Source organism: Bacillus sp. ISL-46, assembly GCF_018613205.1.
Genome location: NZ_JAGGQR010000058.1, coordinates 1 through 16,714 on the forward strand (window position 1 = coordinate 1; position 16,714 = coordinate 16,714).

17 protein-coding genes and 2 pseudogenes are annotated in these 16,714 nt (G+C 37.6%); 8 read left to right on the forward strand and 11 right to left on the reverse strand.

Annotation, left to right across the window (positions count from 1 at the left end; genetic code table 11):
- The 5 genes from J7E67_RS25205 to J7E67_RS25225 all read left to right on the forward strand — a co-directional run.
- The coding region (locus J7E67_RS25205) for an ATP-binding protein (RefSeq protein WP_214733060.1) at positions 1 to 159 on the forward strand (159 nt) is incomplete at its 5' end.
- Between the two features lie 265 nt (positions 160 to 424).
- Complete coding sequence (locus tag J7E67_RS25210) at positions 425 to 571, forward strand: hypothetical protein (protein WP_214733024.1); 147 nt, start codon at positions 425 to 427, stop codon at positions 569 to 571.
- Between the two features lie 313 nt (positions 572 to 884).
- Complete coding sequence (istA, locus tag J7E67_RS25215; RefSeq protein ID WP_251026990.1) at positions 885 to 2,405, forward strand: IS21 family transposase; 1,521 nt, start codon at positions 885 to 887, stop codon at positions 2,403 to 2,405.
- Positions 2,402 to 3,160 carry an IS21-like element helper ATPase IstB gene (istB, locus tag J7E67_RS25220; RefSeq protein ID WP_214733026.1) on the forward strand — a complete coding sequence of 253 codons (759 nt, stop codon included), beginning with the start codon at positions 2,402 to 2,404 and terminating at the stop codon, positions 3,158 to 3,160. Before istA ends, istB begins: the two co-directional genes overlap by 4 nt.
- 341 nt (positions 3,161 to 3,501) lie before the next feature.
- Positions 3,502 to 3,831, forward strand: a complete 330-nt coding sequence (locus J7E67_RS25225) for a magnesium chelatase domain-containing protein (protein ID WP_308161474.1) — start codon at positions 3,502 to 3,504, stop codon at positions 3,829 to 3,831.
- A 186-nt stretch (positions 3,832 to 4,017) separates the two neighbouring features.
- On the opposite strand, the gene J7E67_RS25230 is transcribed toward J7E67_RS25225, so the two are convergent.
- The 8 genes and pseudogenes from J7E67_RS25230 to J7E67_RS31530 all read right to left on the reverse strand — a co-directional run bounded on the left by J7E67_RS25230 (position 4,018) and on the right by J7E67_RS31530 (position 8,715).
- Entirely contained in the window at positions 4,018 to 4,935 is a 918-nt protein-coding gene (locus J7E67_RS25230; RefSeq protein ID WP_214733061.1) for an IS3 family transposase, read from the reverse strand.
- The gene (locus J7E67_RS25235; RefSeq protein WP_214733027.1) at positions 4,878 to 5,180 is read right to left on the reverse strand and encodes a transposase; all 303 of its coding nucleotides are present in this window, start codon (positions 5,178 to 5,180) and stop codon (positions 4,878 to 4,880) included. The genes J7E67_RS25230 and J7E67_RS25235 overlap by 58 nt, the downstream gene beginning before the upstream one ends.
- A 166-nt stretch (positions 5,181 to 5,346) precedes the next feature.
- The gene (locus tag J7E67_RS25240) at positions 5,347 to 5,661 is read right to left on the reverse strand and encodes a hypothetical protein (RefSeq protein WP_214733028.1); all 315 of its coding nucleotides are present in this window, start codon (positions 5,659 to 5,661) and stop codon (positions 5,347 to 5,349) included.
- A 264-nt stretch (positions 5,662 to 5,925) separates the two neighbouring features.
- Positions 5,926 to 6,144 (reverse strand): annotated as a pseudogene (locus tag J7E67_RS25245) (helix-turn-helix domain-containing protein); the annotation flags it as partial.
- A gap of 290 nt (positions 6,145 to 6,434) precedes the next feature.
- Positions 6,435 to 6,698, reverse strand: coding sequence for a helix-turn-helix domain-containing protein (locus J7E67_RS25250; protein ID WP_214733030.1), 264 nt, complete (start codon positions 6,696 to 6,698; stop codon positions 6,435 to 6,437).
- An 18-nt stretch (positions 6,699 to 6,716) separates the two neighbouring features.
- Positions 6,717 to 7,418, reverse strand: a complete 702-nt coding sequence (locus J7E67_RS25255; RefSeq protein WP_308161476.1) for a competence protein ComK — start codon at positions 7,416 to 7,418, stop codon at positions 6,717 to 6,719.
- A 325-nt stretch (positions 7,419 to 7,743) separates the two neighbouring features.
- Entirely contained in the window at positions 7,744 to 8,286 is a 543-nt protein-coding gene (locus J7E67_RS25260) for a hypothetical protein (RefSeq protein ID WP_251026991.1), read from the reverse strand.
- Between the two features lie 3 nt (positions 8,287 to 8,289).
- The gene (locus J7E67_RS31530) at positions 8,290 to 8,715 is read right to left on the reverse strand and encodes a hypothetical protein (protein ID WP_251026992.1); all 426 of its coding nucleotides are present in this window, start codon (positions 8,713 to 8,715) and stop codon (positions 8,290 to 8,292) included.
- 579 nt (positions 8,716 to 9,294) lie between these two features.
- Between J7E67_RS31530 and J7E67_RS25265 the strand changes: the two genes are divergently transcribed.
- From J7E67_RS25265 to J7E67_RS31535, 3 genes and pseudogenes are all read left to right on the forward strand, one after another.
- Positions 9,295 to 9,489 carry an Hsp70 family protein gene (locus J7E67_RS25265; protein ID WP_214733032.1) on the forward strand — a complete coding sequence of 65 codons (195 nt, stop codon included), beginning with the start codon at positions 9,295 to 9,297 and terminating at the stop codon, positions 9,487 to 9,489.
- Positions 9,462 to 9,644 (forward strand): annotated as a pseudogene (locus tag J7E67_RS32400) (hypothetical protein); the annotation flags it as partial. The gene J7E67_RS25265 and the pseudogene J7E67_RS32400, both read left to right, overlap by 28 nt.
- Before the next feature lie 10 nt (positions 9,645 to 9,654).
- A complete protein-coding gene (locus J7E67_RS31535) occupies positions 9,655 to 9,822 on the forward strand; it encodes an Hsp70 family protein (protein WP_308161477.1) in 168 nt (55 codons plus the stop codon).
- Positions 9,823 to 9,904: 82 nt separating this feature from the next.
- Here J7E67_RS31535 and tagU read toward each other — a convergent pair whose 3' ends face one another.
- The 3 genes from tagU to J7E67_RS25285 form a co-directional block, all read right to left on the reverse strand.
- Positions 9,905 to 10,828: a polyisoprenyl-teichoic acid--peptidoglycan teichoic acid transferase TagU gene (tagU, locus tag J7E67_RS25275; RefSeq protein ID WP_214733034.1), complete on the reverse strand. Its 924-nt coding sequence runs from the start codon at positions 10,826 to 10,828 to the stop codon at positions 9,905 to 9,907.
- Positions 10,829 to 11,589: 761 nt separating this feature from the next.
- Entirely contained in the window at positions 11,590 to 16,341 is a 4,752-nt protein-coding gene (locus J7E67_RS25280) for a S8 family serine peptidase (protein ID WP_214733035.1), read from the reverse strand.
- 161 nt (positions 16,342 to 16,502) lie between these two features.
- On the reverse strand, positions 16,503 to 16,670 hold the full coding sequence (locus J7E67_RS25285) for a hypothetical protein (RefSeq protein WP_214733036.1): 168 nt from the start codon (positions 16,668 to 16,670) through the stop codon (positions 16,503 to 16,505).
- Between the last annotated feature and the right edge of the window lie 44 nt (positions 16,671 to 16,714).

Sequence of the window (16,714 nt, forward strand, 5' to 3'; positions counted from 1 at the left end):
AAATCCTATGTTGAATGGGGGGAAATATTTGGAGATGATGTTTTAGCTACGGCCGTTCTCGACCGTTTATTGCACCATTCAATAACGTTTAATATTAAAGGACAATCATATAGGTTAAGAGAAAAACAACGGGCTGGCGTTCAACCAATACAAGGTTGAACGCTGAAATTGGGGATTTTTTAACCGTTGGAAATGGGGAAAAATAAACCGTTGTTGACACCTATCTATAAATAGCAACAACCTCAATTCCTGCAGGTATCTCATTTGCGTTACATTAATCTGGGTGCCTGTCACACCCCGGCTTTTGTCGAAGATTGATAGGTTTTTTAGGGTGGGAAAAATGATAATATAGAGGTGCAACTGAATATTGTGAGGGTGGTTGGTTGTCACACTTCTTTCTGATTACGGAAAGGAGGTGATAATTATGGAAACGTTTCTTGAACTCATTCGTGAAATTTTGAAGGGAATTGTGCGTGAATTAACAGCATATTTCTTTCGGAAAAACGTTCTAGATGACAAGAAAACCACCCCGCGCCGTACGAAGCAGAAGGGTGGTTCGCCTAAAATATAAAACAGACAACCACCACCCTGACGGTAGAAGTTGCATGGAGAAGTGTTAGAAGCACTTCTCTTTTTTATTATATATCCATTATACATAAAAATATTCCTGTTGAGAAGGTAATATCCCCTTGCCACACCCGGATATAATAATCCCTTTAATATAGTGGTGGGCAGGGGTGTTTTTGATAATTTAAATTTGAGCCACTTTTATATATTTTGATCACATTAAAAATGAGCCACATGATTTCCAATTCTATTAACCTCTCTTATGATAGGAAGTGACCAAACTAACTTCATATGAGAGGACGAAAAGGATGATCGAAATGGCTCAATTTCATAATATCAAATTTTTAAAAGAGGTTGAAGGTTTATCGCAAAGGCAAATTGCGACAAAACTTGGGATTTCAAGAAACACTGTAAGTAAATATCTTAAAGAAGATACAGCTCCAACAACAGTCCATCGAAAAAAAGTATATGGGACTAAAGAGTATTCACCAGAGACGAAACGAGTTATTCCCATTATTGATCAATGGCTAGAAGATGACATGAAAAGCTGGAAAAAACAAAAGCACACAGCTATCAAAATTTTTAATAGGTTACAAGATGAATATGATTTTAAAGGCTCTGCCTCCAACATTCGTAAAATCGTAGCCAAACGCAGGCAACAAATTCAGGAAGTATATATACCACTTGATTTTCAACTCGGCCACCAATTCCAATTCGACTGGGGAGAGGCGGATATCATTCTACAGGGTCGAACACAACGCATTAACCTCTTCTTCGTTCAACTTTCCGCAAGTCGTATGCGGTTTGTGCGAGCATATCTTCATGCAAAACAAGAAGCATTCCTGGATGGCTTCGTTCATGCGTTTGAGTTCTTAGGAGGAGTTCCAACAGAAGGTCTACTTGATAATCTAAAAACTGCGGTACTAAAAATCCTACAAGGCAGAGATCGTCTAGAACAAGAGGCCTTTATTGGACTCCAGGCTCATTATGTGTTTAAAGCTGAATTTTGTAATCCAGCAAGTGGCAACGAAAAAGGTCGTGTCGAAGGCACAGTTGGATATGTAAGACGGAATGCTTTGGTGCCTCGCCCTGAGGTTCAATCTATGAATGAACTAAACGAGTATCTCCAAGAGTGGTGTTTAAAGGAAGCTGGAAGGACTCACGTCCCTAATATATCAGAGACTGTCCTTGAAATGTGGGAGAAAGAAAAAGAGTATCTTCATCCTCTTCCTACAATCAGGTTTGAAGCTTGTAAGCTTCTATCGTGCAAAGTTAATAAAACTTCCCTTTTTACAGTGGAAACAAATCGTTATTCTGTACCCTGCAGCTATGCTGGTCAAGCTGTATGGGCAAAAATTTTTGTCGATCGTGTAATCGTTGTGGCTCAAAACCATGTGATCGCAGAACATATTCGTTCTTATGAACGTAATCAGATGATTACAGTTCTTGATCATTACCTGGAAGTATTACTAAAAAAACCTCGGGCAATCCGGGATGCTCATGCATTCCAATCCACTGAAATCCCTGATGTATTCAAGAGATTCCATTTGAAAATGCGCGAGCAGGAAGGATCTGTAGGTGATAGGAAGTTCATTCGACTTCTCCTCCTCCATCGTAATATTGGTATGGATAATTTAACGAAAGCCTTATTGGAAGCAGAGACTACGCAAGTTTTCCGATATGAGAAAGTCCATGAAATCATACAAAGGCTTACAAACCAGCACATACCAATCAGTACTCTTCCTACGGATAAAACACCAGTCAATCTTCTAGATTACAAAGTGAATAAATCCAATATAGAACAGTACGGTCAATTAACAGGAGGCACTAGGAAATGACAACTGAATTACTTTTAGACCACCTTACTAAACAACTACGGATTCCGACTATCGCTGCACAATACCGTTCTCTCGCAAGAGAGACTGAGGATCGTAACTTGAGTTATGAGGAATTTCTATTGGCTTTATTAGAAGCAGAATCAGAGGCTAGAGAAGAAAACCAAAGACAAAGAAGGCTTAAACAAGCTGCTTTTCCAGTCCAGAAAACACTAGATAGCTATGATTTTAGTTTGATGCCAAGTCTGAACCGAAATCGATTTCTGGCTCTATCAAAGGGAGATTTTGTGGAGAAGAAGGAGAACATAATATTTTTAGGAAACAGTGGGACGGGAAAATCGCATCTGGCAATGGGGCTCGGCCTTGAAATGATTAAAAATGGCTATAAGGTTAAGTTTATCTCGTCTGCAGAATTAGTAGAAGAATTACTTTTGGCAAATGAAGAACACAAGCTAGGTGCATTGGAGAAGAGATGGCTCAAATTTGATCTGATCATCATAGACGAACTCGGCTACGTGCCATTCACGAAAATTGGTTCTGAGCTCTTGTTCCAATTCTTTGCCGGCCGCTACGAACGAGCTAGCGTCATGATAACTACGAATTTAGAATTTACGGAATGGACCTCTATATTTGGAGATGAAAAAATGACCGCAGCCCTACTAGACCGACTAACCCATAGGGCCCATATCCTCCTCCTAAATGGAGAATCGTATCGATTTAGACAAAGTATGAAACAAAGGGATGAGAGCGACCAGTAGTCTGGGCGCGCGAGGAGTTTAGGGTATCTTGCCCCGAGGGGCAAGATACCCTAAACTCCCAATCCCCCTCCAAATATGGAAATAACTCAGAATGAAGTGGCTCATTTTTGAAGTGATCACTCTGGCTCAAATTAATATTGACAAATACACTCCGAATATCTTCTGTTAATCCACCTGACTTAACTTCTTATTGATCCATCTCTTGATCATACATTTTTCAAAACTAATTTTATTTATTCCATTTTTTATTTCCATAAATATAACAAGTTAGATTATTGGAGGTTTTCTTATGACTGTTAAAGTATCAAGTATCCGGTTTTAAAGGATTGGAAGGCTATCGTGTGCAAGTAGAGGTAAGGATAAGGACTGGTACGGAATCGATGGTTATTGTTGGGTTGCCAGATGCCTCAGTAAAAGAGTCAAGGGAACGGGTAGTAGCGGCACTGGGTCATTTTGATGTGGATGTTACCGATCAGAAGGTTGTGGTAAATCTCTCGCCATCTGAGCAAAAGAAAAACGGTCCACTTTTTGATCTGGCCATTACGATTGCTGCTTTTAAGGATCTTAATATGATTAAGGGTGAAATTCCAATCGATGCCGCGTTTATTGGAGCACTGTCTCTTGATGGCATGGTTAATCCCGGTGCCTGTGCGTTGCGATCCCAAAAGTAGACAGTATATATTCGGTTTTATGAAGGAATCATGATTTATACAAATGGTTCCTTTTCTTCTTCTCATCTTTTTGCATGGTCTCAGAACCCTGGGAGTCTGTCAAGGATTGCACTTGACAGACTCCCAGAATTCTGAGGATGGGTCTGTAAGATGCGAAGGAGAAAGACTAGCCCTGTGGTCTGTCTCTTAACAAGTCGCTGCATATTGTTTAGGTGTTTTGTAATCTAAAACCCCTTGTATTCGCTCATGATTATAATAGTCTATATACTCATGAATAATCTGTTTAGCTTCCTCTATAACCTTAACTATTTTTAGTGCTTTACGCTCTGCTTTAAAGAAGGAAAAAAAGCTCTCTATGCAAGCATTATCAAGCGCATTTGCCTTTCTAGACATACTTGGTGTGATTTTATATTCGTCCATTAACTCTTTCCATCTATTAGACCGATAGGGCATTCCTTGATCAGAATGGATAATCAGTCCTTTTTCTTTATTTCTTGTTTTTAATGCATAAACAAGTGTATCTTCTACTAATTGGACATCATGGACCTCGGATATTTGATATCCTAGGATACAATTATCATGTAAATCCATTAATGAGGAGAGATAAAGTTTTGTAGATCCTATCGGAATTTCTGTGACGTCGGTGACCCATTTTTCACTTGTTTTGGAAGTAGAAAAATCCCTTTTTAATAGTTTTTCATAGATATGACCAGCCGAAGATGCTTTATGACTTTGACCCTTGATAGATTTTCTCTTTTCTCTACGTGCTTGACTTTTTAACCCCAACTCACGCATTAACCTTCGTACTATTTTCTCACTAACCTGGAGGTTATACTTATCTCTTAATTCGGCTTTTATTTTGCGATAACCATAGTTCTTCTGATGTTGATGGTAAATTATTGTGATATATTCTTTTAATTCTTTGTCCTTATTAGATTCCTTTTTCTTCTTTCCTTTGTTTTTTATATATTTATAATATCCTGCACGTGAAACAACAAGTATTTTACAAATTTTTGAGATAGGGTATTTTGATTTTAGCTCATCTATTACTTTGAACTTTGCTTTTTTTCCTCCCTTTTTAGAATTTGAAGGTACTTTTTTAATATTTCATTCTCCATTTCTAATTCTTTAATTTTTTCCTTATCGTCCATTAAACTGTTTCTTTTTTTTCGTTGTAATCCTACTTCACCATAAGTTTCATATTTTTTAATCCACACATAAATATAATCTGGATCAACAATCTCAAGCTGCCTCGCTACAATTTTCACACTTTCACCGGCTTGAACTCTATTAACAGCATTTAGTTTAAGTTCGAATGAATATGATTTGCTTTTTCTATTAGTAGACATCAAAATCACTCCTTTTCTATGATCATTATGGTCATAGATTTCCCGAATTATTCGTGTCTACTCTAACGGGCGCAATACACTGTCACGCCCCGGAATTTGTCGAAGATAGATATGTTTATAGGAAGCAATAAAAAAAGTAAAAGCACGAATGCTCTTACTTCTTTGCTTAATGAGATAGTGATGGTTGTGGGTTCATAAGCATCAGTATTTCTATGGCTGACATTTCAGGTAACCGATTCAAAAAGTCCTTTAACTCTTTCCTTGAATGAAACGTAAATGCCCCAATTTCATGAGACGGATAATATTGCTGATCATCTTCCCGTATCAACTGGTACAGTCTCAATAGGTGCTTGTTCTTCAAATTGCCAGATAACGCAGCAACGGCAATGCGGTTGTCGAGCGGGCTAACGATGAGATTTTCAATTTGATTACCTTTTATTAATTCATTTGGAAAAACAATATTCTCAAAAATAGAATCCAAGTAAATCCCACCTTATTCCTTTTAGGCTCATTGTATGCTTTATTGTGCATCTTTCAATGCCAAATCACAAATTGTACCTTTTTGGAAACATTCTCGGTGCAATGGTAGCTCGGTCTATCATTAATAGCGCTATTGTATGTAACGATGAAGGGGAAAGTTCTTAGGCTTATATTGATAGATGGTCAGACTCCTAGTAATAGGCTCAAAAGTGCCTCTTTGGTCTATTCTTCTCATTGTTAAAAGAGGGAAATTAGGTAAAACGTATTAATCTTTATAAGGCTCTTCTTCAAAGAAACGTGCGAAATCAATGGATTCACTAAGTTTGCTTGCCAAGTCTTCAAGCGTAATACCTAATCCTCCTGCAAGTTTAACAAGGGTCATTAAGGATGGACTTTTTTTGTTATTTTCCAAGTCACTCATAAATGATCGATCTAATTTGCAGTCATAAGCAAAGTCTTCTTGATTCAAACCTTTTTCAATCCGTAATTGTTTTAGTGCACCCCGATGTAAATGGCCTTTTCTTTTTTCAAGGAAATTCTCCTTTTTAAGACCATTACATAACTAGAAACAAAATCTCTCCACGGGCTATAGCCGACAAAACACCCCTAATAGAAAATATATTTTTGGAAGATACAAAGGATAGAAAATATTCCGCATCATTATTGACAAAGTTACAATTAATGTGGAGCCTGTATCACCGCCTGACATTCTTAAGGGATCATGTTGAGTGATTAGTGGAGGCCTTTAATAAAATCCTCCCCTATTTCTATTGTTCACCTATTATTCTTGGTCCTGATTAACCAATCGTTCTCAGGGTGTCTTTCAATTTCGATTAGGATTTCAGAGGCTAACATATCCAATCCATGAGCAAGAGCAACGATGGTATCTAGGCTAGGGTTTTTAAGATTTCTTTCCAGTAGACTGATATAGGATGGATGTCGGTTGCAGCGGTCAGCCAACCCCTCTTGGGAAAGTTGCTGTGTATTTCTTAATTTTCTTAATACAATTCCAAATTCAACATATGAATAAGTATCCAAAGAGTTACTCCTTTTTCATCAATCGATTGAACAGATTGAATCCTTAATTTTATTATCTTCTAAGTTATTAAAATTGTACTTTCCTGTGTTCTCCTTGGTTAACTGATGTCCTTTTTGAGGATCGAGGTAAAGAATGGTCGGGCCTGAGTGATGTCCTCTTTTCATAGATAGCTGCATTAATTGATTGGCTTTGTGAATCCTATTATTAAAGAAAGTTAATTTGGAATCGACGATAATGGAATGACCGTTACTTAATTCGACCTCCGTCTTATTTCTCAACGCTTTTGTTCTCACAATATGTTCTGGGTTAAACCAAATGCAATCGCTCTTATGAGGGGATTTGTTTGGAAACAGGCAAATACTCAGGTAAGGATTGACGATGATTGGACACCTCGCCCGCTCGCCAAGTATCAGTTTGGCACTGGCCATTGCCCCTCTTAGGTCGTAGCCTATGAATGTTAATGTGTCATCTAATAGTTGTAATGGTGTTCGATCAACCAGAAAAGATACTCCTCCTGCCATGACTCGTGCACACAGCTTGCCATAACGATCATATTCTCCCGTCAGTAAGATCATTTTCTTTTCAATAAAATAGTTCTTTTGAATAATAATAGTCTTCCTCTCCTTTAATCTAATTGATTGGAAAAAAGGCTTACCTACTACTATAACTGTTATGTACTGCCCGGTGGAAAGGAAGGGTGTGCGATCATTTATATGTATGGAAAGTCTCTAACTACTTTGGCAGCTTGCGGGTAGCTTTCTCACTTAGCAGGTATTATTGGTTAACCTATTTGCTCAGTCGAGATTACTTTGAAAATGTGTTAATCCTTGCCTCTCATATCTATTAAATCGTAATTAGGACTTTATTACCACAGACTATAGTACAAGGATTCGCCATTATTCGCCTATTTTCGTGACAATCCAGTGACAGAATTAAAGTGCCTGTCCGTTCAGAAATGTGACTAGTCCATAGGGCTGTAAATATAAAGTGAAACCACAAAACATCATCTGTTCACCAAAACCGCAGAAATTTGTCACTAAACGGTTAATGATTCAGATTCAAACCCAGACCAAACACAATTTTCTCATCATTCACATCAAACTTCTTTTCGAGTGCTTCGTGATAAAGTATCAAAAACTTATTATTTAAGATTCCATAAAAATAGGCGAATGGGTTTTTGATGTTGCTGTTGAACTTCAGCTTCCGGATTAGCTGCTTAAAGGATTGGATGGCGACTTCTAGGGTTGGTTCGGGATCATTTTCCCAATGGTGTTGATAGGCGGTGATTTTCACCATTTTCCAATACTCTTCGATTGTCTTTGCTTCAGGAAAGAAGCATTTTACCAGCTGTACAAAAGGCTGTGGAACTCGGTCACTCACGTAGGTATGATCTAATTCGGACGGTTCTTCTTTACGTTCTTTAATCTTTTGATCTTTTTCAGTTTTTAAAAGATTATTAGTTTCTTTAGGGTGGTTCATCATTTCCTCTTTGGGTAGTTCATTTGAAGGAAAGCGATTAAACGAATACAAGTTACTAGACTGTGAACCATTTTTTCTTTCTGTTTCATAAACCGATAGTATGCCCAAGTCCTATGCTTTTTGAATCATTCGTTTAAAAGTAGAGCGTGAGATTCCATGATCGCAGTATTCTGCATGAATCGCTTTTAATATAGTCCCTATTTTCGCATTACAAACGCCAGGTATTTTGGCAGAAAAACGAACCAGCCTCTTCAATCCAACCAGTGCCCCTTTTGAAAAATCATGCTTGTGTACCGCTAACCACATCTCGATATGGGTATTCAATTCCTGTAGCGAACTAAATTGTGAAAACTTCTCGAATCCTTCAATATTGCCAGATTTTAAACCTACCATTTCATACACCCTTCCACCGCATTGATTTGTGCTTCCAATCGCTGTAGTTAACGATTCAAGCACCTCAACGATATCGGGTTTCGCTGCGTAAATCGAACGACTAAAATTCACTTTTGGGGCAGTTTTGTTAACGAAACGTGCCATTTTGGGGGTCAAAAGTGATTTTTGAAGCCGATTTTTGCAATTTCAGCTAGTTTTCATATCATTTTGGATTTTTAACCCCGTCTATATTTATTCTGTTAACTAGGTTTACTAGAGGAGACTCAGTAAAAAGCCACATATTTGAATGGGGGGAATTCCTAATTCAGCTGCCCACCTGGGTTCCTTTTTAAAAAAGGCATTGTTGGAGACAGCTATCGACAATCGGGAAATGCAGTTGAATTTACAGAGGAAGGTCCTTTGAAGTCCTTTTAGACTACTATAATGGAAAGTCAGTGGCTCGTCTTGAAGACCCGCCAGTAACCTTTGTCATCCATGTTGGTAACTAACAATAACAGCTAAACATTAATAAGCAGAAAGTGTGAAATTCCTATTAAATATTTGGGGAAATCACGCTTTTTTATTAATAATTCACGCTAATTGCCTATATATTTACCAAATTAGGTAAAAATGAGTAAATTTTAGTCGGAACTAATCGAAAATGGGAGTAAATAAAAGGATGTTAACAATTTTGTAATAAGGACTTACTAAAGAATTAGTTCAAAAGATACGGAGGTTAATGTTATGTCTGTCGCTATAGGAATTGATTTAGGTACGAGTAATTCAGCGGTCGCTGTTTACCGTAAAGGGAAAGTAGAAAGTATTCCCATCGAAGGGAAGAAGATCCTTCCTTCAGTCGTCTCTTATCGGGCAACGGACAAGTACTTGTTGGATACACGGCGAAGTCAAGGTTGTTTATTGATCCCGAAAATAGCATAGCCTCACCCAAAAGATACATAGGTAATCAATCTAAAACCTACCCTATTAAAGGATGGAAACTGACACCTGTAGATGTTGTGAAGGAAATTTTAACGAAAATCAGAGTGGAAGCAAGCAAATTTTTAGGAGAAGAAGCCAAGGATGCTGTTATAACGATTCCTGCTTATTTTTACGGAAGAACAAAGAAAAGCAACGAAGGAAGCAGGGGAATTGGCGGGCTTCAATGTATTACGCTTACTTCCAGAACCGACTGCAGCAGCGATTGCTTACGGATTAGACAAAGAAAGAGATTTAACGATTGCTGTCTATGATCTCGGTGGAGGTACATTCTAGAACTTATATGGACTTAAAATGGGATAAAGAAATATGCGAAAAAAGCTGATTGAGTTAATAAACCAATCAGCTTTTTCATAGATTACTTATATTCTAATTGCGCCTTCAATTCGGTCTGGACCCTTTGCTTTTCAGCTGGTGAAACTAATCCATAATAAATTTTATTGATTTTTGTTCCTTGCTCTTTTATCTCCATTTGCTGAATGCTTTTTCCAGCCTCTTTATAATTCTTTTGAATATCTACCATTTGGTCAAAGGTAAGATTGGTTTTTACATTTTTCCCTAATGCAGTAAAGATATCAGAGAAGTTGGTTAAGGTTGAAACACTTGCTCCTTCATTTATGACAGCTTGGATAATTTGTCGTTGTCTTGTTTGACGACCAAAATCGCCTCTAGGATCCTCATATCTCATTCTGGAGTAGCTTAGAGCTTTTTCTCCATTTAGATCCAAATTACCTTTGGTAAAATGAACTCCTTCATAAGTGAAGTCAAGATCATTATTGACCGAAATTCCACCTACTGCATCAACAATGTCCTTAAACCCTTCCATATTAATCTGAATATAATAATCAATTGGAATATCAAGGAAGTTTTCGACAGTATCCATAGCCATTGGAACGCCGCCAAAAGCATAGGCATGGTTAATTTTATCCTCTTTTCCTTTACCGATTATTTCAGTGCGGGTATCACGTGGAATGCTGAGCATTTTTACAGAATTATTATTAGGGTTAACAGTCAACACAATTAATGAGTCAGAGCGGCCACTGTCACCTTTTCGCTTGTCAACTCCTAGCAGCAGTACAGAAAACGGATCTTTTTGGTTGAATGTTACTGGGCTTTGGCGTTTTTCAGATTGTTGTCTTTCGATTGGCTGGTGCATGGTATCAACAGCACTTTTGAAAGATTTATAGACAGAAAAGCCATATGCTCCACCAGCAATCAGTAGGATTAAAAAAATCATTCCAACAATTTTTGGCCATTTTCTTTTCTTTTTATTTGATTTCATTCGACAAATCCTCCAAATAATATGCAAATTTCTTACATCTAAACAATAGAATAGCAAAAAAATAGGTAAATAGATAGATAAAAAAATGTGGAATTTATTAGAATAGTTATTAGAGTCGTGGAAATATTTAGTCTGTAAAATTAAGAAGTCTAATTTCCTTATAATCCTGCTAACAATACTTCAGGTGTTCCAATTGGCTCGTCGATAACCTAAACCTTTCACAAGTTTAAAAAGGGTCTGCCACTTATAACGGACACATTCGAACTAGTGACTTGAAAAATGCTGATTGATAATCATCGTAATAAAACTTTCATCATTTTAAAACATATTCTTAATTTGTTTGTTATAGGCTTTTAATTATTATTTGGTAATTTAGATAAAGGTTAATTAATCTAACTTACAGGAGTCTTAACAAAAATGAAATTAAAAGCTTTTCTTTGTTTTTTACTAAGGTATCATAAATACAGTTACTATACAGATGAGTGCATTAGATGTGGAAAGAAAAGAGAAGTTTCACAAAAAGTGTAGAAGTCTTAGCTTTTAGAGGATACTTTTCTTCGATATCTTCCAACTTATATATATTATATAAAATGATTTTATTCAGAAATTTAAGGACTCCCTTTTATCGCTAAATTAAGATCTTGTTTCACAGGTTTGTTCGAATAGTGAGGAAAAGGGTGAGATATTATTTTGGTAGACTAATTAAACATAAACCCCCACCTAGTAGGTGGGGGTTTCGTCATTATTTGTTAATGGTGTTTTTATTTACTTTTTTGATTAGACCGTGCGGATATTGGTCCATTCCTATAGGACTTATTATCACCAATTGCTTGAACGGTGACAGTATATTTGCCAGACTTTTTCATTTGGGTCGCATAGTTAATCTGTCTAACATTAGCCGCAACTCGTTTCGTATTTACTAACGTACTTCCCCTATATAATTTAACTTCATATTGGGCGGCCTTGGATACTCCATTCCATTTTATTGTATTACTGCTCCAGGTTGGTTTCTGGACTTGATTTAAGGTGATTTTTTGATTAGACCGGGCTGATACTGATCCATTCCTAGAGGACCTATTATCGCCGATTGCTCGAACGGATACCGTATAACTTCCAGGCCTATTCATTAGGCCAGCATAGTTAACCTGTCGAACACTAGCCCCAACTCGCAGTGTTTTTATTAAAGTAGTTCCCCTGTATAATTTGACTTCGTATTGATAGGTGTGGGCTACCCCAACCCATTGAATTACATCAGTCTTCCAGGTTGGTTTTTGGACTTGATTTAAGGTGATTTTTAGATTAGAACTTACAGATACTGGTCCATTTCTATAGGACCTATTATCACCGATAGCTTGAACGGTTACCTTATAACTTCCAGAAATGCTCATTAGGGCAGCATAGTTAACCTGTCGAACACTAGCCGAAACGCGCTGTGTTTTTATTAAGGTCGTTCCTCTGTATAATTTGACTTCATATTGATAGGCATTGGAAACTCCATACCATTGAATAACATCACCGTTCCAGGTTGGTTTTTGGACTTGAGCTAAAGTCATTATTTTCCGATTGACATCAGATGGACTTGAGATTGGTCCATCTAGATAATTTGAATCATCACCAATTGCTTGAACAGTGACCGTGTAATCACTAGGAATCGTCATTAGGGCATCATAGTTATATTGTTGAACACTAGCCGCAACGCGCTGTATATTTATTAAGGTAGTACCCCTGTATAATTTGATTTCATATTGGTTGGCATTCGCAACTCCAGACCATTGAATAACATCACCGTTCCAGGTTGGTTTTTGGACTTGATCTAAGGTCATAAATTTCGAATTTACATTGGATGGGTGTGAGATTAGTCCGTCTCGATAATTTGTTTGATCACCAATCGCTTGAACAGTTACGGAATATCCACCAGGAGTCGTCATTAGGGCAGCATAGTCAACCTGTTGAACATAAGCTCCGACACGCTCCGTATTTATTAAGGTAGTACCCCTGTATAATTTAACTTCATATTGGTAGGCATTCGCAATCCCATTCCATTGGATGACATCATTGTTCCAGATTGGCTGTTGGACTTGATCTAAGGCGATGGTTTTTCGATTTACATCGGATGGTGATGAGATTAGTCCATCACGATAATTTGTTTGATCACCAATCGCTTGAACCGTTGCCGTGTATTCACCAGGAGTGGTCATTAGGGCAGCGTAGTTATATTCTCGAACACTAGCCTCAAGGCGCTGTGTGTTTATTAAGGTTGTTCCTCTGTATAATTTGATATCGTATTGGTTGGCATTTGCAATTCCATTCCAATTTATGACATCACCATTCCAAGTTGGTTTTTGGACTTGATCTAGAGTAGGGGCTAAACGAGACCCTGTCATCTTGACATCGTCAATATAAACCCCTGCAGTAGTAACTGAACTATCAGTTGCTAAACGAAATCTTACTTTAAAGTCAGGAACAGCATAGGAGTTGTCGATAGTTACCTCGTGACTTCCCCAATTTTGATTGATTGTCCCAGTATTTCTATAGATAGAATCCCAGGTTTGACCACTATCCTTACTAATTTCAACGTTTAGATAATCAAAGCCATTCTCCGTTACTGCATATTGCATCCAGCTTAATGTAATCGGGGAACCTACATTGCTTAAGTCAAGGTTGGGGGAAACGATATAACTATTTTCATTATCGTGGTAATTCCCACTTAAATTAGTAGCCCAGACATTGGTTCCTGAAAAAGCAGAGTTAGGGCCAGAAGTAGGCGCTCCCCATTGCCAGGTTGAATAGCTGCCATCGACAGTAAAATTCCCATTATTACTTTCAAAGTCTTCAAAGTAAAGAATCTCTTTTCGCACGCCATCAGATGGGAGGGATGTTTGTCCATCTCCATAATTGGTATGATCTCCGATTGCTTGAACCGTTACCGTGTATACGCCAGAACTCGTCATAGCGGAAGCAAAGTTATATTGTCGAACACTATCCTCAACGCGCTGTGTATTTACTAAGGTAGTACCCCTGTATAATTTGACTTCATATTGGTTGGCATTTGTGACACCAACCCATTGTATTGCATCACCGTTCCAGGTTGGTTTTTGGACTTGATTTAAGGCATAGGTTTTCCGATTTTCATTGGATGGTATCGAGATTAGTCCATCACGATAATTGGTAGGATCACCAATCGCCTGTACGGTTGCTGTGTATCCCCCAGGACTTGTCATAAGAGAAGCAAAGTTAAATTGTCGATCACTAGAGGCCACACGGTGCGTACTTACTAAGGTAGTACCCCTGTATAGTTTAACTTCGTATTGGCTGGCATTGGTTACACCAACCCATTGTATTACATCACCATTCCAGGTTGGTTTTTGGACTTGTGTAAGGGAAGGAAGTAAACGCGATCCTGTTACCATTACATCATCAATATAGATCCCTGATGAAGTACTGGAACCATCCGTTACCATCCGAAACCTCACTTTAAAGTCAGGGACTGCATAGGATGTGTCGATAGTTACCTCGTGTTTACCCCAACTCGGATTGATGGTCCCAGAATTTCTATAGACACTATCCCAGGTCTGACCACCATCATTCGTAATTTCAACGTTTAGATAATCATAACCAGCCTCTGTAACTGCGTATTGCATCCAACTTAATGTAATGGGTGATCCTAGATTACTTAAGTTAATGTTAGGGGAAACGATATAACTATTTTCATAATTGTTATAGTTTCCACTTAAACTAGTAGCCCAGACATTAGTCCCTGAATAAGCGGAGTTAGGGCCAGAAGTGGGTGTTCCCCATTGCCAGGTTGAGTTGTTACCGGCAGCTGTGAAATTCCCGTTGTTTCTTTCAAAGTCTTCAAAGTAAACGACACCTTTACTATTCCCATCAGAAAGTATGGAGATTGCTCCATCATTGTAACTCGTATGATTCCCGATTGCTTGAACCGTTCCCTTATATACACCCGGAGTCGTCATCTGGGAAGCAAAGTTAAATTGTCGAACACTAGAGGCCACACGCTCTGTAGTTACTAATGTCGTTCCTCTGTATAATTTGACTTCATATTGGCTGGCATTGGTGACACCAACCCATTGGATTACATCACCGTTCCAGGTTGGTTTTTGGACTTGACTTAGTGCAGGTAAACTAGTCTCCATCCAAGAAAAATCTAATCGAGGTGTAATGATGTTGTTAGCCGTATCTCTTATATTCACTCCATTTTGGCGTATATAAGAAACGATTTGATCAACAGTAGCGCTTGGGTATTTTTGTTTTACAAGCGTAAAACCACCTACTACCTGAGGTGTAGCCATGGAAGTCCCAGAATATGAGGCATAACCTCCTCCAGGTATAGACGAATAAACAGGATTACCTGGTGCTAATACATCTAAGTAGGCTGAACTATTTGAAAAGCTAGCTACTGCATCACTATTATTTGTAGCTCCTACACTAATAACAGAAGATATACATGCAGGTGCACTTATTGAATTTTTATAGTATTCATTTCCAGAAGCTGCAATCGTCGCAATGCCTACACTTTTTAGATTATCAACCATACTTTTCAGACTAGAATATGTACTATCACAAGAGGAATAAAACCTTCCTCCTCCCAAGCTTAAATTAACTGCAGAAATAGCATATTGGTTACGTAATAAATAAACTCGTTCTACTCCATTTAATAAATCTGAAAAACTACCACTGCCATCATCGGCTAATACTTTAATAGCAATAATATTTGCATTCTTCGCTACTCCAGAAAACTGTGTACCGTTGCCCGTAGCTATACCTGCCACATGAGTACCGTGTCCTTCTGTATCAACTGCTGAATCTGGTCCTGTTAACTCTCTCGCATTCCCTGAACAATGGCCAGTAGAACTAAAACATGCCTCGGACACTACTTTATTTCGTAAGAAGGGATGGTATTTATCGACACCCGTATCAAGGATGGCAACAGTTTTTCCTTGTCCTGTATACCCTGCTGTCCACGCTTTTTCTGTATCCATCAGATTATTTGTTACATTAAGTTGTGGTTGGATCACATCTACTTCTTCATTTTCCTCTATTATACTTTTGCTTATTTTGATATCTTCGATAATATTTTTTACTTTCTCGCTTTCAGATAAAGCCTTAAGTCCTTCAGAGTCAACCTCTAATGCCATAAAGGGGATGGTTTTAAACGATGTAATATTTTTGGCATTTTTTTGACCTTTTTTATGTAAATTTGCTATTACATCTTCTTGAGCAACTTTTATTTTCTTCTTTTGAATGTCTATTTTATTTTTAGATATTTTGCCCTCGGGTGTAAAGGACTCATCTAATTCAACTATTACTCTAACACTTCCATTTTTATCCGATTTTTTCTCTAAATCATTATATTGACTTAAACTAATATGACTCTCGTTTTCTTCTTTCATATTTTCATTATTACTAGCAAGTACTACCGTTTGCATCTGTGGTAGTAATAAACATAGTATAAGGAGAATATTAAAAAAGTTTTTAATATTCTTTTTTTTCATGCTAAAGCCCCTTTATTTTGTATGTTTTAGAAGAGTAAGAATTATTTATCAATAGACAACCCCCCAATTGTCTTAAAAAGTTGTTCACTTTTAGCCTGTACTAATCTATTAGGTATAGTAATATCTTCCTAGTTTCAATATATTATAATACCATAAATTAGTTAATTATTCCTTTCCATATTATTGAAATATTGTTGCTCAAATGGATTTTTGATATTGCGGTTGAACTTGAGCTTTCTTATAAGCTGCTTAAAGGATTGGATGGCGACATCTAGGGTTAGTTCGGGATCATTTTCCCAATGGTGTTGATAGGCGGTGATTTTCACCATTTTCCAATACTCCTCGATAGTTTTTGCTTCAGGAAAGAAGCATT

Excerpts from the sequence above, each read along its gene's own strand:
- J7E67_RS25235 (WP_214733027.1), bottom strand. The coding sequence starts at position 5,180 with ATGTCTACTAATAGAAAAAGCAAATCATATTCATTCGAACTTAAACTA.
- J7E67_RS25265 (WP_214733032.1), top strand. The coding sequence starts at position 9,295 with ATGTCTGTCGCTATAGGAATTGATTTAGGTACGAGTAATTCAGCGGTC.
- J7E67_RS25210 (WP_214733024.1), top strand. The coding sequence starts at position 425 with ATGGAAACGTTTCTTGAACTCATTCGTGAAATTTTGAAGGGAATTGTG.
- J7E67_RS31530 (WP_251026992.1), bottom strand. The coding sequence starts at position 8,715 with ATGGCACGTTTCGTTAACAAAACTGCCCCAAAAGTGAATTTTAGTCGT.
- istA (WP_251026990.1), top strand. The coding sequence starts at position 885 with ATGGCTCAATTTCATAATATCAAATTTTTAAAAGAGGTTGAAGGTTTA.
- tagU (WP_214733034.1), bottom strand. The coding sequence starts at position 10,828 with ATGAAATCAAATAAAAAGAAAAGAAAATGGCCAAAAATTGTTGGAATG.
- J7E67_RS25285 (WP_214733036.1), bottom strand. The coding sequence starts at position 16,670 with ATGGTGAAAATCACCGCCTATCAACACCATTGGGAAAATGATCCCGAA.
- istB (WP_214733026.1), top strand. The coding sequence starts at position 2,402 with ATGACAACTGAATTACTTTTAGACCACCTTACTAAACAACTACGGATT.
- J7E67_RS25280 (WP_214733035.1), bottom strand. The coding sequence starts at position 16,341 with ATGAAAAAAAAGAATATTAAAAACTTTTTTAATATTCTCCTTATACTA.